The organism is Marinicauda sp. Alg238-R41, from assembly GCF_947331485.1.
Lineage (GTDB): Bacteria > Pseudomonadota > Alphaproteobacteria > Caulobacterales > Maricaulaceae > Marinicauda > Marinicauda pacifica.
The window spans coordinates 45,135-65,811 of the sequence record NZ_CAMZOJ010000002.1; the positions used below are offsets into that span (position 1 = coordinate 45,135).

General features: G+C 65.6%; 14 protein-coding genes and 1 tRNA gene. 5 read left to right on the top strand and 10 right to left on the bottom strand.

The features are described 5' to 3' along the window. Window positions 1–11 precede the first annotated feature (11 nt). From PGP17_RS08750 to PGP17_RS08760, 3 genes are read right to left on the bottom strand one after another with little or no spacing between them, the layout of a single operon-like run. Window positions 12–1,313, bottom strand: a complete 1,302-nt coding sequence (locus PGP17_RS08750) for an APC family permease (RefSeq protein ID WP_135944559.1) — start codon at window positions 1,311–1,313, stop codon at window positions 12–14. Further along, window positions 1,303–2,283: an ornithine cyclodeaminase family protein gene (locus PGP17_RS08755; protein WP_270375041.1), complete on the bottom strand. Its 981-nt coding sequence runs from the start codon at window positions 2,281–2,283 to the stop codon at window positions 1,303–1,305. Before PGP17_RS08755 ends, PGP17_RS08750 begins: the two co-directional genes overlap by 11 nt. Next, on the bottom strand, window positions 2,280–3,563 hold the full coding sequence (locus tag PGP17_RS08760) for an aminotransferase class V-fold PLP-dependent enzyme (RefSeq protein WP_270375042.1): 1,284 nt from the start codon (window positions 3,561–3,563) through the stop codon (window positions 2,280–2,282). The genes PGP17_RS08755 and PGP17_RS08760 overlap by 4 nt, the downstream gene beginning before the upstream one ends. Before the next feature lie 347 nt (window positions 3,564–3,910). On the opposite strand from PGP17_RS08760, the gene PGP17_RS08765 reads away from it, so the two are divergent. After that, entirely contained in the window at window positions 3,911–5,686 is a 1,776-nt protein-coding gene (locus PGP17_RS08765) for a hypothetical protein (RefSeq protein WP_270375043.1), read from the top strand. 16 nt (window positions 5,687–5,702) lie between these two features. On the opposite strand, the gene PGP17_RS08770 is transcribed toward PGP17_RS08765, so the two are convergent. Beyond that, entirely contained in the window at window positions 5,703–6,077 is a 375-nt protein-coding gene (locus PGP17_RS08770; RefSeq protein ID WP_442915155.1) for a winged helix-turn-helix transcriptional regulator, read from the bottom strand. 101 nt (window positions 6,078–6,178) lie between these two features. Here PGP17_RS08770 and PGP17_RS08775 point away from each other — a divergent pair, with 101 nt between their 5' ends. Continuing rightward, window positions 6,179–6,925, top strand: coding sequence for an SDR family NAD(P)-dependent oxidoreductase (locus tag PGP17_RS08775; RefSeq protein WP_270375045.1), 747 nt, complete (start codon window positions 6,179–6,181; stop codon window positions 6,923–6,925). 141 nt (window positions 6,926–7,066) lie between these two features. Here the strand turns inward: PGP17_RS08775 and PGP17_RS08780 are convergent, their stop codons facing one another. After that, a complete protein-coding gene (locus tag PGP17_RS08780) occupies window positions 7,067–8,581 on the bottom strand; it encodes a S10 family serine carboxypeptidase-like protein (RefSeq protein ID WP_270375046.1) in 1,515 nt (504 codons plus the stop codon). Window positions 8,582–8,931: 350 nt separating this feature from the next. Here PGP17_RS08780 and PGP17_RS08785 point away from each other — a divergent pair, with 350 nt between their 5' ends. Continuing rightward, window positions 8,932–10,476 carry a S10 family peptidase gene (locus PGP17_RS08785; RefSeq protein WP_270375047.1) on the top strand — a complete coding sequence of 515 codons (1,545 nt, stop codon included), beginning with the start codon at window positions 8,932–8,934 and terminating at the stop codon, window positions 10,474–10,476. A gap of 200 nt (window positions 10,477–10,676) precedes the next feature. Then, window positions 10,677–13,670, top strand: coding sequence for a TonB-dependent receptor domain-containing protein (locus PGP17_RS08790; protein WP_270375048.1), 2,994 nt, complete (start codon window positions 10,677–10,679; stop codon window positions 13,668–13,670). Window positions 13,671–14,700: 1,030 nt separating this feature from the next. Here PGP17_RS08790 and PGP17_RS08795 read toward each other — a convergent pair. The 4 genes from PGP17_RS08795 to PGP17_RS08810 form a co-directional block, all read right to left on the bottom strand. Next, complete coding sequence (locus PGP17_RS08795) at window positions 14,701–16,503, bottom strand: hypothetical protein (protein WP_270375049.1); 1,803 nt, start codon at window positions 16,501–16,503, stop codon at window positions 14,701–14,703. Between the two features lie 258 nt (window positions 16,504–16,761). Next, a tRNA-Arg gene (locus PGP17_RS08800) sits at window positions 16,762–16,838 on the bottom strand. Window positions 16,839–16,914: 76 nt separating this feature from the next. Continuing rightward, entirely contained in the window at window positions 16,915–17,775 is an 861-nt protein-coding gene (locus PGP17_RS08805; RefSeq protein WP_270375050.1) for an SAM-dependent methyltransferase, read from the bottom strand. Further along, window positions 17,765–18,589, bottom strand: coding sequence for a glycine/sarcosine N-methyltransferase (locus tag PGP17_RS08810; protein WP_270375051.1), 825 nt, complete (start codon window positions 18,587–18,589; stop codon window positions 17,765–17,767). The genes PGP17_RS08805 and PGP17_RS08810 overlap by 11 nt, the downstream gene beginning before the upstream one ends. 341 nt (window positions 18,590–18,930) lie before the next feature. Here PGP17_RS08810 and PGP17_RS08815 point away from each other — a divergent pair, with 341 nt between their 5' ends. After that, window positions 18,931–19,641: a thermonuclease family protein gene (locus tag PGP17_RS08815; protein ID WP_270375052.1), complete on the top strand. Its 711-nt coding sequence runs from the start codon at window positions 18,931–18,933 to the stop codon at window positions 19,639–19,641. A 9-nt stretch (window positions 19,642–19,650) separates the two neighbouring features. Here the strand turns inward: PGP17_RS08815 and PGP17_RS08820 are convergent, their stop codons facing one another. After that, window positions 19,651–20,541, bottom strand: coding sequence for an RNA polymerase factor sigma-32 (locus PGP17_RS08820; protein WP_270375053.1), 891 nt, complete (start codon window positions 20,539–20,541; stop codon window positions 19,651–19,653). Between the last annotated feature and the right edge of the window lie 136 nt (window positions 20,542–20,677).

The window sequence follows — 20,677 nt, forward strand, 5'->3', positions numbered from 1 at the left end:
CAAGGACAAGATTACGCCAGTTTGCGGCGTTGGCTGATGACGTAGTAGGCCGCGCCGATCGCGCCCCAGATGGCGAGGGCGAGGTAGGGCCGCCAGTCGGTCGTGAAGCCAAGCGCGGTCACCGTGATGGCGGCCACGACGCCGAGCCAGGCCCAGACAAGGGTGAAGCGCTTGCCCAGCTTGAACTGCGCGGCCTCGTAGATGTCGGGGTGATGGCGCACGACCCGGGTCGCCGACAGGCAGGTGCCGCCGAATTTCAGCAGGGTCGGGATGTTCACCGCCAGGAAGAGCGCGGTCAGGCTCATCGGCAGGACCAGTCCCAGGCAGCAGGCCGCAAACGCCACGCCCAGCGCCACGTGCGGCGTGCCGAAGCGCGCATGCACCTGGCCCAGCGCGCCCGGCAGCGCTCCGGCCCGGCCCATCGCGAAGAGATAGCGGCTGAACACCATGCACAGCGCATTCAGAGAGGTGCCGATGGAGGCGACAGCAGCCAGCACGACCAGCGGCACCGCCAGCCCGTCGCCCATGAAGACCCGCGCCGCATCCAGGATCGGCGCTTCGCTCTGCGCCAGCCCCTGCGAGCCGAGCAATCCCATCGAGACGCCGGCCACCATCAGATAGAGCACGACGGCTGACACGATCGCGCCGGCAATGCCCAGAGGGATCGCCCGGCGTCCATCCTGCACCTCGTCGCCGACTTCGGTCGCGGCCTCGATCCCGAAGAACAGGCCGACAAGCAGCGGCACGGCCGCCAGCACCCCGGCCCAGCCTTCAAGGAAGAAGGGCGTGTAGGCCGCAGGCTCGACGCTGCCTGCACCCCAGCCGGCGAACACGAAGAAGAACACGATGAGGGCCGCCATCAGCACGGTCTGCACCCGCGCGGCAATCGCCACGCCGAACAGGTTCAGCCCGAAGACGAGCGCGAAAATCGCGAACATGGCCGGCTTGACCGGCATCGGGATCATCATCGAGACGTAGCGCACGAGCACGAGCGCCAGGATCAGCATCGCCCCGACACTGCCGCCAATGCGCAGCCAGGCAATCATGAAGCCGATCCCCGGCGACAGGAAGCGGCGCGGCCATTCATACGAGGCCCCGGCGGTGGGCATGGCCGACCCCATGAAGGCGTAGGTCACCGCAATCACGAACATCGGCACGGCCGCCAGCGGAACGGCCAGCAGCATGGCCGGACCGGCAATCTGGGACGCCGGCGCGATCACCGAGAAGATCGAGACGCCGATGGCGGTCCCCAGACCCAGCGCGATCACGGACAGAAGGCCGATACCCTTCTTCAGATGCGCATCAGTGGCCATTCTCTTTCTCCTTCGCATTCGCATTCGCACACAGCCAGGCGGCTGCGGCCAGGTCCTGCACCGCATGGCCCAGCGATTTGTAGACGGTGATCTCGTCCGGCCCGGTCCGGCCCGGCGCATCGCCGGCGAACACCGCACCGATTTCGGCGGCAATGTGGGTGTCGTCGATGACCCCGGCCTCCAGGGCGCGCAGATACTCGCCGCCATGGGCACGCACATGCCCGGCATGGTCGGCGATGAAGCGGCTGCGCGCGACCAGCGTAGTGTCGGCCTCGGCCTTGGCCGGTCCGCTCGACCCCACAAGGTTCACGTGCGCTCCGGGCGCCAGCCAGTCACCTTGCAGGACCGGATCGCTCGCGCCGGTCACGGTGCACACGATGTCGGCCTCCTTCACCGCGTCGGCGGCGGTACGGCACGCCTGAACGGTCAGGCCGTGCGCGGCGTCCATCTCGCGGGCGAAGGCCTGCGCGGCCGGATAATCCCGCCCCCAGACCCGGATCGTCTGGATGTTCCGGACCTGCGCGATCGCCTCGATATGGGCGCGCGCCTGCGCGCCGAGGCCCAGCATGGCGAGGCGCGCCGCCTCGGGCCGCGCCAGGGCGTCAGTGGCGGCGGCGCTCGCCGCGGCGGTGCGGATGCGGGTGATTTCCTCGGCGTCGGCGACGCACACCGGCGCGCCGGTCTCGGCATCGAACAGCACCACGAGGCCCTGATGGCGTTTGCGGCCGGGATGATCTGCATCGGCGAACACGCTGATCAGCTTGGCGCCGAAGGGCTCGCCCCCGCCCAGCGCCGCCGGCATCAGCGCAAAGGTCTGCTCTTCGCCCAGCGGGATGAAGCTGCGCAGGGCCTGCTCGACCTGGCCGGACGACAGCGCGATCATCGCCTTGCGCACCACCGCAATCGCATCGGTGACCGTCAGCGCCTCGCGCACGGCCCTGGCGTCGAACACCTTCAGGGCGACGCTCATGCCAGCGCTTCGACGAGCCGGTCTATGTCCTCGATCGTGTTGAAGACCGAGACCGACACGCGCAGCCGGTTCGGCCAGAGCGATACCTCGACCCCGGCCGCTTCCAGCCGCTCGGCAAACACCGAGCGCGCATCGCGCCGGGCAAAGCTGATCAGGGCGCTGGTGCTGTCTTCCGGCGTCATCGGTTCCAGTCCGAAGCGCGGCAATTCACGGCGGGCATGCTCGATGATGGGCTGGCGATAGGCCTGGATGGTCTCCACGCCCAGCGCGTGGATATAGTTCAGCGACCAGTCGAGATGGGCCACGCCGGTATTGGAATACGTCCCCATGGCAAACAGGCCCTGCGCATCGTCGCGCGCTTCGATCTCGAAGGCGCGCTCGCCAGGCTCGTCATACGGGTAGACGTGGCTCTGGAAGGCGCCGATCTGGTAATAGCCTGCGCGCGGGCGCTGCAGCTGCGGGATCAGGTCGGCGCGGGCAAACATGAAGCCCAGCCCCATGTCGCCCATCAGCCATTTATAGCTGCTGGTCGACAGGAAATCGATGCCGGTCGCGCGCACGTCCAGCGGCACGGCGCCGACTGCATGGATGGCATCCACGAAGACATGCGCGCCGTGGGCATGGGCCAGATCGGCGACGGCTTTCAGATCGTGCTGGAAGCCGTTGATGGTGGACACCGCCGAGATCGCGACCAGCTTCGTGTCGTCATTCACCGCCGCTTCCAGGTCCTCCATCATGATCCGGTTCTCGCGCGGGCGCACGATCACGACTTCCATCCCGGCCTGTTCCAGCTCCTGGTAGAGGTGGAAGGAGCCGAAGAAGTGCAGCGCATCGGTCACGATCCGCCCGCCGCTTTCGGGAATGCCCAGCGCGCGCACGGCCATCTGCTCGCCGGCGGACGTGCTCTGGATGTAGGCCAGTTCGCCGGTCTCGGCATTGATCAGCCGGGCGAAGGCTTCCATCACGCTGCGCCGCTTGGCGCCGATGGAATAGCCGGCCGGCTCTCCCGACATGGTGCGCGATTGCAGATAGTCTTCGACCGCGCGCCGTGCGCCCCGGGCGACCGGGTGAACCGATCCGGAATTGAGATAGGTCCCGGCAATATCGCCGAACTCCTCGCGCGCCGGCAGGGCGGCGGGTGCCGGCCCGGCGTTGTCCTGAGCCGCAGCCTGAGTGCCTGCACGAGCCTGCGCGGCCATGCCTGCCGAGAGAGGAAGCGTCGCCGCGGCGGTGAGGCAGGCGCGCCGCGTCAGGCCGGAAGATACGCGTCGGTTTGTCATGAGCTGTCCTATCGAGGCCATCGAAGACTCTGCATTGTGCTGAAAGGCTAGAGCAATCGGCGAACGCATTTTTGCCCTTCTCACCGTGAAGCGCGAAGCAGCGCGCATTGCCTATCCACAGATTGAACAGATTGCGAAACAGGCTTCTTCCAGGGGCCTGGTAAAACCTCTGCGTTCAATATCGGGGGAATCCTGCACCAGAATGAGCGTACGCGGAGAGCAGATTCATTCATACGAGGCTGCCGCGCGGGCAGTCCTCTGCAAGATCATGCCGCCGAACGTCTCAACTTAGGCAAGTCTTGCCAGATCGCTCTTGCTAGACTTTGCGTCAGGAACAGGAGTCTCGCATGAACAAATCCGGTTTCGGTGTGGCGCTGGCCGCCCTCGCTATTTCCGTCCTCGTGACGCTCATCCTCTTTCTGATGCCGCGCGCCTATGGCGGCGTATCCGTTGCCCAGGACGTATCGGCACAGCTGCCCGGCCTGACCATCGAGCTGACGCCAGGACCCGCTGGGTCTCCCGATCATATCGACGTGACCATGACCGTGACCGGCTATGCCCCGGACGCGGGCGAGCCCCTGCTGCGCTCGGCCGTGGTCTTCGCCGGCGTGGCCGGTGTCGCGTACGGGGAGGGCGATGTCGCCGCGATCCGTGCCCGCGACGCGCAAGGCCCGCTTGAGCTGACGCAATCGGTCGACGAGCCGGACGAGGGCGGCTTCCTCTACTGGCGCCGCTGGCAGGCGAGCCGTGCGGTCGAGGGCGATCTGACGGTCGAATACCGCGCCCCGATCGAACTCGTCGTGCCGCGCCTCGGTGCCGGCCCGCCCTTCGACCTGCGTTCGGATGCCGGGGCAGTCAGCGCGGCGGCGAACAATTTTCTCGTCCTGCCCGACACCTCCCGGCCCTTCGCGATCGAGCTCGACTGGGATTTGTCCGGCATGGCCGAAAACTCGGTCGGCGTCTCCAGCCACGGCGAAGGCACGGTCAATACGGTCGGCCCGATCGACATGCTCATCGCGAGCTATGTGATGGCCGGCCCGGTCGGGCGGTATCGCGGCAGCGAGGAAAGCCAGTTCAGCGCCTACTGGGTGGGCGAGCCGCCCTTCGACCCCGACAGCGTCTTTCCCTGGTCTGAAGAGGCCTACGCCTATCTCGCCAACTATTTCGGCGACGAGACCCCGCCGCCCTTCTTCTTCCTTGCGCGCGGCAATCCCTATCCCGGTGGCGGCGGCGCGGCGCTGATCAACTCCTTCATGCTGTCCTATGCCCACGATGCCGAGGATATTGACGGCCTGTACACGACCATCGCGCACGAGATGACCCATAACTGGGTGACGACGATTGGCGGCGCTCCCGGTTCGACTTCCTGGTATAATGAAGGCATGACGGTGCTGTTCACGCGCCGGCTGATGCTGGCGGCCGGTCTGATGACGCCGGACGCCTTCCTGGCCGACGTGAACGATCACGCCACGCGCTACTACACGAACGCGCTGAACGATCTGCCGAATGACGAGATCGCCGCCCTGTTCTGGGAAGACACCCGCGTGCGCTCCCTGCCTTACGATCGCGGATCGATGTATTTCGCCGATGTCGATGCGAAGGTTCGCGCGGCATCGGGCGGCGAGCGCTCGATCGAGGATCTCTTGTCCGCAATGAATGCTCGCGCCGAAGCTGGCGAGCCGATCGACGCCGAAGTCTGGGCCGACATGGTGGCGGCCGAACTCGGCGAGGCCGCGCGCGAGGATTTCCACGCCATGCTCGAAGGCAATCTGATCGTCGTTCCTGCGGAGGGCGCGTTCGGCCCGTGTTTCGAGCGCGTCGAGGCAGACTTGCGCGCCTTCGAGCTCGGCTTCGACCCCGATATCCTGACCGCGTCGCCGCGCATCGTCGCCGGCCTGGTCGAGGGCTCGGAAGCCGCGCAGGCCGGCCTGCGCGAGGGCGACGAGATCCTGCGCCCGGTCGCGCTGGAAAGCGTGCAGAGCAACCCGGAAGACACGCTGGTGCTCGCGGTGCGGCGCGGCGAGGAGGCGTTCGAGATCGAATACCTGCCGCGCGCCGAGCCGGTCGAGGGTTATCTCTGGGCCCGCAAGCCCGGCGTCGCGGACGAGCGCTGCCCGCTCTAGGGTGCTCGTCTTCAAGTCACTGCGCGGATGTCACAGCCTCGTCCTTGTTCCCGGACGCAGATCGCTCCGCGATCGCAGCCAGTTCGTCCGAGTGTTGGGTTCCCCATTCACAAAGCTGGGTGAGCGCTCGGGAAAGGCTGATTCCGAAGGGCGTCAGCGAATACTCGACATGGGGCGGGATCTGCTTGAAATCACGGCGCGCCACGATTCCGTCCGCGACCAGGTCCCTTAGCTGCTGAGCGAGAACCTTCTCGCTGACCTTGCCGACCGCGCGCCGCAGTTCGCCGTAGCGAAGGGTTTGCTGGGCGAGATGATAGACGATGAGCGGCTTCCATTTACCGCCCATGACGAAGAGGACCGCATCGAGACCGCAGGTAAAAGGGTTTGTCATCCGTTGATCGCTCACTTTCTGGGCACTTACCAAAAGGTACGTACTAGAACATCGAAAGCCAAGCCACCAGCTTCCCTGAACCAACACAAATGAGGGAAGTCATGGGTAGACTTGAAGGTAAGATCGCCGTCATCACGGGCGCCAACAGCGGGATCGGACTGGGCGCAGCCAAGCGCTTCGCCGCCGAAGGCGCCCACGTGTACATCACCGGCCGGCGGCAGGACGAGCTCGAGAAGGCCGCAGCAGAAATCGGTCCCGATGTGACCGCAGTTCAGGGCGACGTGACAAAGGCCGCTGATCTGGATCATCTGTTCGAAACGGTGCGCACGCAGCATGGCCGTATCGACATCCTTTTCGCCAATGCCGGGACGGCTTCTCTTGAGCCGCTGGGCCAGATCACCGAGGCCGGTTTCGACCAGGTATTCGGGCTCAACGTCAGGGGCACCGTCTTCACGGTTCAGAAGGCCTTGCCGCTGATGAAGGAGGGTGGCTCGATCATCCTCACCGGGTCGACCACCGGCGTGATGGGAACACCGGCGTTCAGCGTCTACAGCGCCACCAAGGCGGCAATACGCAACCTCGCGCGAAGCTGGGCTTTGGATTTGAAAGGGACCGGCATCCGCGTGAACGTCCTGTCTCCGGGCGCCACGAAGACACCCGGACTGGAGACCATCGCGGAAGCCGCTGGCGCGAGCACGTTGTATGAAACCCTGCTCGCCCAGACTCCGGCAGGACGGATCGCCGAACCGGATGATGTCGCTGCGGTCGCCGTCTTCCTTGCGTCGGACGACAGCCGCGTCATGACCGGCAGCGAGATCTTCGCCGATGGCGGTATGGCCCAGGTCTGAGCGCCTCGGGGCAGCGTTGCGGCAGGCTTAGGCCTGTTCGTCCGAGGCGGTCATGAGGGTCACTTCTGGAGGTAACGGAGACGGCTGGGCCGGAGGGCGCAGCCGTCTCCGTGGCCTGCTGGTTGTGAATGAGTCTTGAGTCTAGTTCAGGCTTCGGGCCAGCGCGCGCATGTCTTCGCTGAAGGCTTCCAGCACCGGGCCATCGCGATACATCATGTGGCCGCCATCATAGCAATTGAACGTGACCGAGGCGCGGATCGCGTCGCTCTGTTGCGCGGCCAGTTCTTCATACCCGGCGCAATTGGCCAGCGAGTCATAGGCGCCCGAGGCGACCAGAACGCGCATGGACGGGTTGAGCGCGAGCGCATCGGCGGTGGACGGCAGAGGCGGGCCGATGCGCGGCGGTCCGTCGCCCCGGCGGATCGCCTCCTCGATGGCGGCCTGGTACTCGGCTTCGGTTACCGGGCCGGTCGCGTAATTCCAGCGCGCACCCGGACCTGACGGGGTTTCACCGCCCGGCGCATAGCCGTCCGCCCAGTCTTCCAGCCCGATATAGGGCAGGGTGCTGGTATAATTCAGCTCGTAGCGCAGATAGTCGAGAATCTCGTCCCCGGCCGAATCCACGCCCGCCGGCGCGCGGTCCTGGCCGGTGTTCAGCCGCATGTCGAAAATGTTCAGCCGCGCCCCGTCCAGCAGGCGTTCGCGGAAGGCGCGCGTGGTGATCTGCAATGTCGCGGTGTCGATCTCGTCCGGGTCGAGGCCGATGAGGGCCGCCAGCTCGGCGGCGATCGTCTCGCGCTCGGTCTGCGTCAGGGTCTCGAGACGCGCCAGCGCGGGCGCATAGGTGTCGCGAACCCAGGCCTCGGCGCGCGCTTCGACCGCCTCGCGCGTGTCGCCCGTCTCAGGGGCTGTAAGCCCGTAATGAAAGGCCGTGCGCGCGAAATTGACGATGCGCAGCGCGCCGACCAGCGTCTCGGCCTCCTCTCCGGCCTCCAGTCCCGATCCGCCCGAGATCAGCGATAATCCGTCGACCGCGATCCCGCGTTCTTCCAGCGCGTGGGCGACGCTGGCCACGCGTACCGCGCCCCAGCTTTCCCCGGCCAGGATGACCGGCGCGTCGACCGCCGCGTTCTCGATCCGCCAGGCGCGCACGAATTCGGCGGCCGAGGCGATGTCGCCCAGCGTGCCGTAGAACTCCGCCGCGTATTCGGCCTTCGCCGGGCGGCTGAAGCCGGTTCCGATCGGATCGACGAAGACCAGGTCCATATCGCTCAGCCAGCTCTGCGCATTGTCGACCAGCGCCGCGTTCTCGACCCTGACCGGCCCGGCAATCTCGAAATGCAGGATGGTGGCCGGCGCGCCGGGGCCGCCATTCCAGATGAACGCCACCGGCCGGTTCTCCTCGCCCGGGACGCGGTAGGCGACATAGAACATGTACCCGCGCGCCTCGCCGGTTTCCACGTCGCGGATGGCCAGCCGTCCGGCCTTCGCGGTGTAGTCGAGATCGAGCGATCCGGCCTCCAGCTCATGGCGCGTCGTGACGGCGTCCTCCTGCGCACTTGCGATGCCACACAGCGGCAGGGCGAGCGCTGCGCCGGCCATCAGAAACGTGCGAAGCGCCTGGTCGGGCGAGGGTGCGGAACGCTTTAGGGACATGGCTCGGCGCCTTTCGGATCTTCTGGATGAATGCATCCCAGCCTAGGGGCGGGCTTGAGGATAATCTATGCGAATAGGCGCGAAATCGCGTTGTTTCAATTCGCAGGAGCCGGGACTCGCCCGCATGGCCGGAGGGCCTGCTCGCGACAGACCTCCCGGCGGGGCGCGCAAATTTTATTCAGCATACGGGTGATTTTGAGCAGGCCGCTTCGCGCCTGCCCCTCCTGTCGCGCAACTCGGAAAAGAAATGGCGCCGGAGCCCGGATAGGCTTTTTGAGAAACACATTCTTGACGGTCGCCGGTCACACCGGAGCTGAAGACCGCAGACGCGACACAAGGGACAGGCAGGTATGCGGGCATTGTTGACCACCGGGCTGACCGGGCTCGTTCTTGCTCTCGGCGGGTGCGGCCCGGCGCCTGAGACCCCGTCTGCGAGCGCGCCTCAGGAGGCCGCTCCGGCCGCCGCGCCGTCACGGCCGCCCGCTGCGCCCGCCGCACCGCGCCGGTTCGAATTCCAGGGCGAGGGCGTGTTCGGCGGGGAGGCGGTGGCCTACCGCATGATCGCCGGTGACACGCTTGTCCCCGCTCCCGAAGGCCGGCCTGGCGCGCGCTATTTCAGCTTTACTTATCTGCGCGAGGATGGCGGCGACGCTGCGTCCCGCCCGGTCGTCTTCATCTTCAACGGCGGGCCGGGTTCGGCGTCGATCTGGATGCATATGGGCCTGTTCGGGCCGCGCCGGATCGCGATGGACGATCCGGTCAATCCGCCGGTCACCGCGCCCTTCGCGCTGGAGGACAATCCGTATTCCATCCTCGACGTGGCCGACCTGGTCCTGATCGACCCGCCGGGAACCGGCTTCAGCGAGATCCTGCCCGGCGGCGACCCGTCCGATTTCTATGGTACGCAGGCCGACGCGGCGGCGACCGCGGCCTTCATCGAATCCTGGCTGATCGAGCATGATCGCTGGAACTCGCCGCGCTACCTCGTCGGGGCGAGCTACGGCACCACGCGTGCCGCAATGACGGCGCGCAACCTCGCCGGCGGGCCGATGAACCGCTCCCAGCGCATGACCGGCATCAGCCTGGACGGCATCGTGCTGATCGGCCAGGCCCTGCTGTCTCCGGACGGCGCGAACGAAGCGCAGGCCGCCGGTCTCGGCGCGATGGCGGCCGCGGCCTGGTATCACGGCCAGGCCGGCGAGGGCGAAACGCTCGACGCCTTCGTGGCGCAGGCCGAACGCTTCGCGGTCGAGGACTATCTGCCCGCGCTCTATCTCGGCGACGCGCTTCAGGGCGAGGCCCGCGCCGCCATTGCCGCACAGCTCTCCCGCTTCACCGGACTGAGCCCCGCCCGGCTGCAGGCCGAAAACCTCCGCCCCTCCACCGCGGTCTTCCGCAGCGCGCTTCTGGAGGAGGAGGGTCTGCATCTGGGCGCCTACGATGCGCGCTTCACGCTGCCCGCCACCGGCGAGCCCGGTCGTCCCGACCCGGTCGGCGACGATCCGGCCATGGCGCAATACACCCCGTCCTACGTCGCGGGCCTGCGCCAGTATCTCGACGAGACCGGTGTGGCCATTGATGCGCCCTACGAAGCCATCGCCTTCGGGGTGAACGGCGCCTGGGATTATACGGTCCGTCCGCCCGCTTCCGATGCGGTCGAGGCGCTGGCCGGCGTCATGCGCGCCAACCGGGATCTGCGCGTGATGGTGGCGACCGGCCAGATGGACCTCGTCACCCATACCGGCTCGGCCGACTATCTGGTGCGCCATGGCGGGCTCGCGCAGGACCGCGTGATCTCGCGGCGCTACCCGTCCGGACACATGCCCTATCTCGGCGACGACAGCGCCCGGCCGCTGAGCGAGGACTTGCGCGCCTTTGTCACGGGCGGCGAGTGAGGCCCTTGAAAACGAGCGAACGAAAAATGCGCAACTCAGGAATAGCCCGCATAAAACTTATGGCCTTCTCCTGAGACTGCCCATGAAAAGAACAAAAATATCCAGACGGAATGCATAAAATTCAGAGCATGAGGATCCGATTGCCCGGCTAGTAGAACAACATGCAGCCCGGCATCACAGAGGCCTACAGGGGAAAAGTCATGAGAAAGACCACGCTGACAAGACTGTACACGACCACCGCCATGGTCACCGCGTCGCTGTTCGCCGCGGCGCCCGGCGCGTTCGCGCAGGCTGAAGGGGAGGCGACCGCCGCCGCGTCGAGCGACACCATCGTCGTCACCGGTTCGCGCATCCGGCGCTCCGTCTCGTCCACGCCGGCCCCGGTCGCCGAGATCGGCGAGCAGGAGATCGAGGACCGCGGTTACGTGACCGCCGCCGACGCGCTCAACGACCTGCCCTCGATGGCGCCCCAGCTCAACCAGGCCGACGGCAGCGGGGAGTCCAGCGGCTCCGGCCAGCAATACCCCGCCCTGTTCGGCCTCGGCACGGGCCGCACCCTGACCCTGGTCAATGGACGCCGTTTCGTGACGACCTCCAGCGGTCTCGGCGATGCGCAGGTCGATGCCAACATCATCCCGACCGGACTGATCGAGCGCGTCGAGATCGTCCAGGGCGGGGGCGCCGCCGTCTACGGCTCGGACGCGATTGCCGGTGTGGTCAACTACATCCTGAAAGACGATTTCGAAGGCGTCGAGATCGACCTGCAATACGGCAATTCGTGGGAGCATGGCGACTACGAGCAGCCGGCCATCCGCCTGACCGCCGGCACCAATTTCGCCGACGGGCGCGGCAATGTCGCGTTGAACGCCGAATGGTCCTCCTCGCCGCGTCTCGAATTCTCCGACCGCGAGCGCTCCAACCTGGCGCGCATCACCCAGGGCAACCCGGCCGATACCGGCCCGAATGACGGCATCCCCTCGGTGCGCGAGATCATTCCGGCCCATTTCTGGAACTTCAACACGTCCGGCATCGTCTTCTCGGCGCCGGCTCCGCCGCCGAACTTCCTGACCCGCGTCAATGGCAGCCCGGTCCAGTTCGGCACCGACGGCTCCATCACGCCCTACGATCCCGGCAACATCCTCGGCATTCCGTTTGCCGAGGGCGGCGAGGGTTTCCGCTACAGCGAGCTTGCCGGTCTGCGCACCGGGGTCGACCGGTTCACGGTCAACACGATCGCCCATTACGACGTGAGCGATACGGTCCGCCTGAATGCCGAGCTGATGTACAGCTCGACCCAGGCCGAGGAGCGGGCCCAGGGCGCGTCGCGCACCGTGCTGAACAGCGCGGCCAGCGGTGCCGGCCCGATCATGTTCAACGTCAACAACCCCTTCCTGACCGACGCGGCGATCGCCTCGCTGACGACCGCCAATCCCGGTTTCGCCTTCGGTGCGCCGATGTGGCTGTCCAAGCATTTTGACGGCCAGCTCTTCCCGTCCGACACCCAGACCCACGATACCGAGACGCTGCGCGCCCTGCTCGGCGCCGAGGGCGAGTTTGCCGCCGGCGACCGGAATTTCTACTGGAACCTCTCGGGCAGCTTTGCCCGGGTGGAAGGCGAGGTCCGCTCCTGGGGTGCGCACAACGCCCACCTCAACAACGCGCTCGGGGCGGTCGACGACGGTTCGGGCAATGCGGTCTGCTCGATCAATGTGGATGGCGATCCGTCCAATGACGATCCGGCCTGCGCGCCGCTCAACCCGTTCGGTTTCGGCAATATCTCCGACGCGGCCCGGGACTATGTCTCGGTGCGCACCGGCGAGAATTTCACCAACGAACAGGTCGATATCCTGGCCACGCTCGGCAGCACGCTGTTCGAGCTGCCGGCCGGACCGATCGACTATGTGCTGGCTTACGAGCACCGCTCTGAATCGGCCGAGTTCACGCCGCTGGAGGCCAATCAGCTCGGTCTGGTCGGCACCGGCTCGACCACCGAACCGGAGTCGGGTGACTACAACACGCATGAATTCTCCGCCGAGGTCCTGGTCCCGGTGCTCGGCAATGGCGTGACCCTGCCGCTGGCCCAGGAAGTCGAGTTCTCCGGCTCCTACCGCTATGTCGACAACTCGATCACCGAGGCGGAAAGCGTCTGGGGTGCCGGCCTGCGCTGGCGGGTCAATGACAGCGTCATGCTGCGCGCCTCGCGCAGCCGGAACTTCCGCGCTCCGACGCTGACCCAGCTCTTCGCGCCGACCAACACCGTCCTGTCCAACTCCGGTGTCGATCCGTGCGATGCCGACCGGATCAATGCCGGCCCGAACCCGGCCATCCGCCGCGCCAATTGCGAAGCGGAATGGGCGGCCAACCCGGCCTATGGCGATCTGGCCAGCTTCCAGAACCCGGCCGAGAACTTCACGCTCACCGAGGTGACCACGGGCGGCAATCCGGACCTGAAGAACGAGGTTTCGGAAACCTGGACCTATGGCTTCGTGTTCGAGCCGGAATTCATTCCCGGCCTGACGGTCACCGTGGACCGCATCGAGATCGACCTGACCGATGGCCTCTCGGCCTTCACCACGGCCGATTTCATGGCGACCTGCTATGACAGCGATCCCCAGCCGACCGACATCTGTTCGGCCTTCACCCGCCTGGCCGCGCCGATGAACGGCAACCCGGCCGGCACGGTGGTCGAGGGACGCACCACGACGGTCAATGCCGGCGAGATCCGCTTCGAGGGCGAAGTCTACCACGCCCGTTACGCGGTTCCGATCGATGCCTGGTTTACCAGCTTCGATCCGGGCTCGCTCGTGGTCGGCCTCCAGGCCACCCACACCAGCCTGCTCAGCACCTCGGCCACGGGTTCGACCTTCATCGAGACCCAGGGCACGATCCAGCAGCCCGAATGGGTCGGCCGGTTCGACGCAGCCTGGCAGCGCGGTCCGCTGCGCCTGACCTATCAGGCCTACTATCTCGACGAGGTGCTGGCCGCGCCCGGCGCCACCATCGAGAACAACCCGAATCCGGTTCTGGATGCGAACATCACCCACGACCTGTCGGGCATCTACGACGTGACCGAGGATCTCAGCGTGCGCGCGGGCATCGTCAACTTCACCGACGAGCCGCCCTCCTACCCCTCGCTCAGCCACGGCGACATCCTCGGCCGCCGTTACTTCGTGGGTGTGAATTACAGCTTCTAGGAGCATTTTCAGCGAAAGTGGGTACCGGTTTCGCGGTTCGAAAATGCGATAAACAAAGAGACTATTGCTTCCCCAAGGCAGCGAAAAAGGCAGGCGAGCGCACGCTCCCCTGCCTTTTTTGTGTTCCGGTGCGATCCCACCACATTGAAACTCCGGACGCCGAAGGCGAGCCGGGGCCCACAGCTTGCCTACCTCTCTTTCCTGACGAAAGTCAGGACCCAGGGATCGTGGAACGCAGGCATCCGATGACGGGCTCACCTCATGCAAATCTGCAACCGGTCCCGGGTCTGCGCTGCGCTCCGCCCGGGATTTCAGGATCTGTAATCTACTGAAACCCCGGACGCGCGAAGCGCGATCCGGGGCCCACAGCTTGCCTGGGTCTCTTTCCTGACTTTCGCTGGGAAAGAGAGATTTTGATCGTTTTCGAAAAACCCCCACACCCCGTAATCCCGGGCGAGTGAAACGAGACCCGGGACCTCGTCAGGGATGCACGCTCGCCCCCCGTCACCCGCACGAGACCCCGGATCGGCCTTCGGCGTCCGGGGTGACACGTTTCGATTTTTTCCCTGTCGGTCCAACCTCCACGCCTCTTTCCCAGCGAAGGCTGGGACCCAGGGGAGGACGGCACGGCGTGATCCGATGACACCGCTCCACGCTCTCTGGGTCCCGGATCAAGTCCGGGATGACGAAGTTGGTTGGGGTTTGAAATCTCTCAAACCTTCGTCATTCCGGGCGAGCAAAGCGAGACCCGGAATCCAGAGAGGACAGGGCGAGGCAGCTGGCTGAAATAAGAAGCTGAAACCCGGACGCCGAAGGCGATCCGGGGCCTTGTCCGAGAGGTACGAGTCTGCCCTCCGATGCTTCGAGGCTCGCTGCGCGAGCTCCTCAGCATGAGGGAGGTGGGATGGACGTCTGGTTTAATTAACCTATCGAAAACAAAGGCGAAATTTCACCCATCCCCCTCACCCTGAGGTGCGAGCCTAGCGAGCCTCGAAGGGTCGGATGACGGCCTCCCGAAGAGTGACGAGCATCACAAACCACACGCACTCGCGGGCACGCTCTCGACGCGGTCCCACTGATAGGCTTCGACCGTCTCGCCGCGCGGCAGATAGGTGACGGAGAACTCCTCCCCGTCGCGGCGCAGCAGCAAGGTCAGCTCGGCGTCCTGCTGGCCCTGGATGGAGTCCTGGGGCACGGGGCGCACGATCTCGTCGCCGTCCTGAACGCCGGCCCGGGCGGCGTTGGAGTCCGGGTCGAGCCCGCGCACGATGCGCACCGGCTCGGCCAGCACGGCCGGGTCGAAGCCCAGCTCGTAGCGGCGCAGCATGTCGGTCGTCCGGGTAAAGCAAGGCCCGAAGGCGTCGGAGGCCGGGACGGGCTTTGCCCCGTCGAGGAAGGCGCGGAACGCGTCCACCGCCGGCTCGCCCAGCTCGGCGCGCAGCACCTCCTCCCAGTCGGCCGGGGTGAGGGTCTCGCCCGCGCGCTGGCGGCGCAACATCTCCAGCATCAGATCGTCGAGCGAACGCGCGCCGTCCGAGGCGGTGCGCACGCCATGATCGACGGTCACGAAATAGAGCATGCCGCGATCGTAGGGCAGGGTGCGGATGCGCGTGTCGGCCCAGAAGCGGGCAGGGATCTCGCTATTGGGCGCCTCGGCCATGGCGCTGGTGTAATAGCGCGCCGCGTGCGAGTTCAGGTCTTCCAGGAAGTCCTCCGGCGCCATCTGGCCGAAGCGCAGCGGCAGGCGGCTCTGGTAGAAGACGGCAAGCCCCTCGGTGAACCAGGAGGAGGCGAGCCCGCCCGGCTCGTCCAGACGCGGCTGGAAGGTGTGGAACATCTCGTGGGCCAGCGTCGATTTCAGCCCTTGCGGCGTGCTGTCCTCGTCGAACGTGGTGACGAAGGAGCGGTGCAGCCCGACCCCGCCGCCGGCATTGACCGGATTGTGGCGCAGGAAGACGCCATAGGGGGGAATGTCCTCCTGCCCAAAAAACTCCGCATACTGCTCATAGAGGTCGCCGGACCAGGACAGGAGCTCGGCCGCGTCGAAGGGCGGCGTGCCCTGGACCGCGCCGAAGAAGCCGCCGCTCGGCACGTCCTCGGGCCAGGTCTCGATATCGCCGGCCATGTAGAAGCCGCTGCGGATCGTGTTTGCGGTCATCGCATCGCCGGCCTCGACCCGGCCTTCGCCCAGCGAGCTGACGGCGCGGCTGTCCGGCGTGGCCTCGCTCAGATCCCAGTCGATCGTGGTGCGGTATTGCGTCTCGCCCGGCGGCATCAGGATGAAGACATGACCGGCGGCGGAAACACCGCCCCCGTCCTGCAGGAAGGAATAGGGCGGGGCCGGCCCGCGCGGCGGCAGGGTGGCCTCGGCCGGGACGGAGTACTCGACCTCGATCGTGCCACGTGTGTCGCGGTTCGCGACCCATTCGCGCGCCTGCGCATCGTCGCCATACCCGTCTTCCATCGCCGGGGCGGCATCGCGCGCTTCCAGGCTCAGCACGCCTTCCTCGTCGCGCGCGGCGAGATCGCTCAGCACCGTGGCCACCGTGTCGACATTGCCGGTGACCAGCGGCAGACCGAGCAGGGCCTCGCCGGCCGGGACGCTCACGCCTTCGAGCCGCAGCGCCACGCGAACCGTCTCGAAGCTGCCCGGTCCGGCGGCAAGCGGGGTCAGCGTGATCGTCACCGCCGGGGCGGCCTGTGTCTGCGCGGTCTCTGCCCGCTCAGCGGCCGGCTGTTGTCCGGCGGGGGGCTGCGAACACGCCGCCAGGACCAGCCCGGTCGCGGCCAGGGTCAGAAGCGGGGCGAAAGCCGATGTCGCGAGGCGGGCCATGAGCAGATCCTTTCCAGCCAGAATAGCCCGGTCCGCACGCCCGGGGATAAATCGGACGCAACCGGGCGCAATCGGGCCGCCTCCGCCTCGAAATCGAGCCGGATCGCGGTCCAGTCGTCACATCGCAAATATTAGCGGAAATGCGCACAAAGTTGATGCGAACTTGACCGCACATAGCGGTCTTCGCGCATAGATTTACTGCCGGAATCGCAGCCAGTCGTGCCCACGCCTGCCGCGCAAGCCGATCCGGCACGAAACTGGTGTCCCCGACTGGATTCGAACCAGTGGCCCTCAGATTAGGAATCTGATGCTCTATCCTGCTGAGCTACGGGGACGCCAGGGTGCAGATGGCCAGTCCGGGCGCCGGAATTCAAGGATTTTATCACCCGGTCGCGGGCGAGTAAGCCCCTGTCAACGAACTTGGCCCGGCTTCTTGAACTGCATGATAGCCCAGGTCAGGCGGCCGGCATCGGCACCGTCGACCCAATGTTTCAGGCCCGCGATCATGCGGTCGATATAGCCCGGAGAAATCCGCCGGGAGAGCGTCTCGCGCTCCTCGGTCAGCACGGTGCGCACCTGGTTGTAATGGTTGCGAAGCTGGTCTGGGCGCGCGTCGATCGCGACCTCTTCCAGTCCGGCCTGTTTCGCCACCTCCCGGTAGAACGAGATGGAGCCGAGATCGGGCAGGTGGATGCGCTCGTAGATGGGCTGCAGCGCCTGGCGGTCGGCCTCGGTCTCGACGGTGTCGGTCTGCATCGGGTCGGTGAAGATAAGATGCCCGCCCGGGCGCAGCACCCGCGCGGCTTCGCCGATGACCCGGCTGCGCGCACCAGAGTGCAGGATCGCATCCTGGCTCCACACCACGTCGAACAGACCGTCCTCGAAGGGAATGTCCTCGAACGAGCCGTGCACGACCTCGATCTTGTCGACCAGTCCCTGAGCCTCGTTCAGCACGCGGTTTCGCGCATTCTCCTTGCCCGACAGGTTCAGGCAGGTGACGTGGCAGCCATGGGTGCGCGCCAGATAGCGCGCCGCGCCGCCATAGCCCGCGCCCAGATCCAGCACGCCGGTCTCGGGCGTCAGATCGGGCAGGCGCCCGGCCATATCGCGCACGGTGCGCGCGCTGGCGTCCTTGATGCTTTCGTCCGGAGTCTCGTACAGGCCGACATGGATATCCTCGCCGCCCCAGACGGCTTCGTAGAACGCATCCGCGTCCGGGCTGTCATAATAATCCTCGGCCGTCCTGGCGGCGGCACGATAGTCATTCGCCATAAGATTTCTCCGCAACGTGGATCAGGAAATCAGCGTCCCCGGTATCCTCGGTGAAGTCGCCATAGGTTTTCACGCTGGTGAAGCCGACCTGCTTCATCAGGCCGGTCGTGTAGTCCCGGCGAAGGGGAAACATGTTGAGGTGGTAAGCGGATCCGTCCGGGAAGCGGTAACAGAACCGCGCCAGGCTTTCGTCGACATATTCCGGCTCGGCGCTGACCTGGTCTCCGCAGTAATAAAATTTGTGCTTGGTGGAGAAGCCCTCGTCGAGAATCTTGTCGTAATTTCGCTGGTCCAGGATGAGGATGCCGTCATGCTTCAGCGCGGCATAGAACTCCGCCAGCGTACGCCGCCGGTCGCGCTCGTCGTGCAAATGGGTGAAGGAATTGCCGAGGCAGAGGATCGCGTCGAACTTGCCGGCCAGATCGCGGTTCAGCCAGCGCCAGTCGGCGTGAACGGTGTTCAGGATCAGACCGCGCTGGCGCCCGTTTTCGAAGGCCTTGGCGAGCATTTCCGCCGACCCGTCGCAGCTGGTGACTGAAAACCCGGCCTTGAGCAGCTGGACCGAGTGAAATCCGGTGCCCGTCGCGGCATCCAGAACGAGGACCTTGCCGCGCTTCTTGAGGAGATCGATGAAAAACCGGCCTTCACTCTTGGCCCGGCCCTCCCAGTCGATGAGTTCGTCCCACTTCTCCACGAAGGCTTGCACATATTCCTTCTTGTAGTGGTCGGTCCGGCGTATTTTCGCCGGATCTTCCGTCTCGTTTCGCGTGCCCGCAGGTGATCCGTCTGCTACGGTGGGTTGTGTGTCGGTCATAAATCTACGTCCTGCCCTTTTGCGAGACATTCGAGCGGAACCGGGCCGCACGAAGACAGCGCTGCGCTGGGTGCAGCCGGTCCCTCTCGAAGCCATCATCAATTGGATGGCTCGATCTTAGGCGAGGAGTCATGAAAATGAAAGCACGTGGTCGCAAATTCGCAATATGTAAGAAATATGTATTTCAACAAAATAAATATAGAAATATATTTCTATTTAAAATAGTTGGAATATAAAAAATTTTATTGCGGAAAATTTGATATATGTATTACAATTTTCGGGTGGTATTTACTTTTCTTATTTCGTTTTTCTTGTTCTCATGCGGTTCGGACAGCGTCCCCGTGTCGCCGACGCGGACTGGAGAGGGGCTGGCCACATACAGTCCGGTCTCCTTTCACCTTCAAACCATTGAGGGTTCGTTCGAAATCCGGCTCGCCGAAGTGGAGGCTCCCAACGATGAGGCCGCCCGCCGCAGAACGCGCGCGGCACTTGCCGCTCTGCTGGAGGAAGCGGGCGCAAATCTGGAGCTGATCGAGACCGGTACCGGGGAAGACCGCTATGGCCGGCATGTCGGTCACGCCGAGTTCGACCGCGTGGCCGGGCGGGTCTGGATCCAGGGCGAGCTGGTTTCAGCAGGCTGGCTGATGGCGGCCGGGCGCGCGGACAGCCGCGCGCGCATCGGGCGGCTACTCGAACTCGAGGAGCGTGCCCGGGCCATGCGGAGTGGATTGTGGGCGAGTGGGGAGCTTGTCGTGCGCGATCCCGATCCGAACGGCCTGGCTCAGCACCTGGACAGCTACCAGATCGTTCGGGGCCGCGTCATCGATACCGGCGCGGCGCGCAATGGGCGAGTCTATCTCAATTTCGGCCTGGACTGGCGAACCGACTTTACCGTGTCGATCAGTCCGGCCCACCTGGAGCGGTTCCAGGAAGCCGGGCTCGATCCGATGGCTCTGGCCGGACACGAAGTACGCGTGCGCGGATGGCTCTACCGGGAAAACGGTCCGATGATCGCGCTCGATCATCCCGAGGCCATCGAGCAGCTCGACTGATCGCTGCGATTATCCCGCCGGAATAAGCCCCGCGTCTGCCGGATCGCCGACCTTTTCCGTCAAGGCGTTCTTCAACCTGCCCAAGGCCTGATGCTCGATCTGGCGGACCCGCTCCTTGGAAATGCCCAGTTGCTCACCGAGTTTCTCCAGCGTCACGCTGTCCTCGCGCAGGCGGCGTTCGCGGATGATCAGCTGTTCGCGTTCGGACAGGGTCGAGAGGGCGTCCTGCAGCCAGGCCGTGCGCCGCTCGCCATCGCGGCCCTTCATGACCTCGGCTTCCGGCGTCGGCGATTCAGCCGGCAGCAAGTCCTGCCACTCGCCATCGCCTTCCTCGGTGAAGGGCGCGTTCAAGGATCGGTCGACCGCCGCCAGCCGGGCGGCCATCCGCTCCACATCATCCTCGCCGACCCGAAGAGCCTGGGCCACATAGGCGCGGTTTTCTGGAGTGAGTGCGCCAGAAGAGACGTCGTTGATCAGGGCGCGCAGCCGGCGGAGATTGAAAAACAACGATTTCTGCGACGCGGTCGTGCCGGTGCGCACGATGGACCAGTTGCGCAGCACGTAGTCCTGCACCGACGATCGGATCCACCAGCTGGCATAGGTGGAAAAGCGCACCCCGCGTTCGGGCTCGAAGCGCGCGGCAGCCTGCATCAGGCCGATATTGCCTTCAGAAACCAGATCGGGAAAGGGAAGACCGTAATGGCGAAACTTCGCCGCGACCGCGATCACGAGGCGCATATAGGCGGTCGTCAGCTTGTGCAGCGCGTCCTCGTCCTGATGATCTTTCCAGGCGGTCGCCAGAGCCAGCTCCTCCTCGCGTTCGAGCAGCGGCGCGTCCATGGCCGTCTTCATATAGCGGCGATCGGGATCGGCGGTACGGCGGGGGGAAGCGGATGGCATGGAAGCAGCTCCAGACAGCGATGACTTGCTTGTCCTCGGTCTACGCGCCGGGGCTGTCGCTGGTTCACCTTTCGGCCACAATTTCTTCAGACGGCGCGATCCGAACGCAAAACGCCCCGCCGGTGTGGCGGGGCGT

Coding starts and splice junctions, on each gene's coding strand:
- PGP17_RS08750 (WP_135944559.1), bottom strand. CDS start 1,313: ATGGCCACTGATGCGCATCTGAAGAAGGGTATCGGCCTTCTGTCCGTG.
- PGP17_RS08755 (WP_270375041.1), bottom strand. CDS start 2,283: ATGAGCGTCGCCCTGAAGGTGTTCGACGCCAGGGCCGTGCGCGAGGCG.
- PGP17_RS08760 (WP_270375042.1), bottom strand. CDS start 3,563: ATGACAAACCGACGCGTATCTTCCGGCCTGACGCGGCGCGCCTGCCTC.
- PGP17_RS08765 (WP_270375043.1), top strand. CDS start 3,911: ATGAACAAATCCGGTTTCGGTGTGGCGCTGGCCGCCCTCGCTATTTCC.
- PGP17_RS08770 (WP_442915155.1), bottom strand. CDS start 6,077: ATGACAAACCCTTTTACCTGCGGTCTCGATGCGGTCCTCTTCGTCATG.
- PGP17_RS08775 (WP_270375045.1), top strand. CDS start 6,179: ATGGGTAGACTTGAAGGTAAGATCGCCGTCATCACGGGCGCCAACAGC.
- PGP17_RS08780 (WP_270375046.1), bottom strand. CDS start 8,581: ATGTCCCTAAAGCGTTCCGCACCCTCGCCCGACCAGGCGCTTCGCACG.
- PGP17_RS08785 (WP_270375047.1), top strand. CDS start 8,932: ATGCGGGCATTGTTGACCACCGGGCTGACCGGGCTCGTTCTTGCTCTC.
- PGP17_RS08790 (WP_270375048.1), top strand. CDS start 10,677: ATGAGAAAGACCACGCTGACAAGACTGTACACGACCACCGCCATGGTC.
- PGP17_RS08795 (WP_270375049.1), bottom strand. CDS start 16,503: ATGGCCCGCCTCGCGACATCGGCTTTCGCCCCGCTTCTGACCCTGGCC.
- PGP17_RS08805 (WP_270375050.1), bottom strand. CDS start 17,775: ATGGCGAATGACTATCGTGCCGCCGCCAGGACGGCCGAGGATTATTAT.
- PGP17_RS08810 (WP_270375051.1), bottom strand. CDS start 18,589: ATGACCGACACACAACCCACCGTAGCAGACGGATCACCTGCGGGCACG.
- PGP17_RS08820 (WP_270375053.1), bottom strand. CDS start 20,541: ATGCCATCCGCTTCCCCCCGCCGTACCGCCGATCCCGATCGCCGCTAT.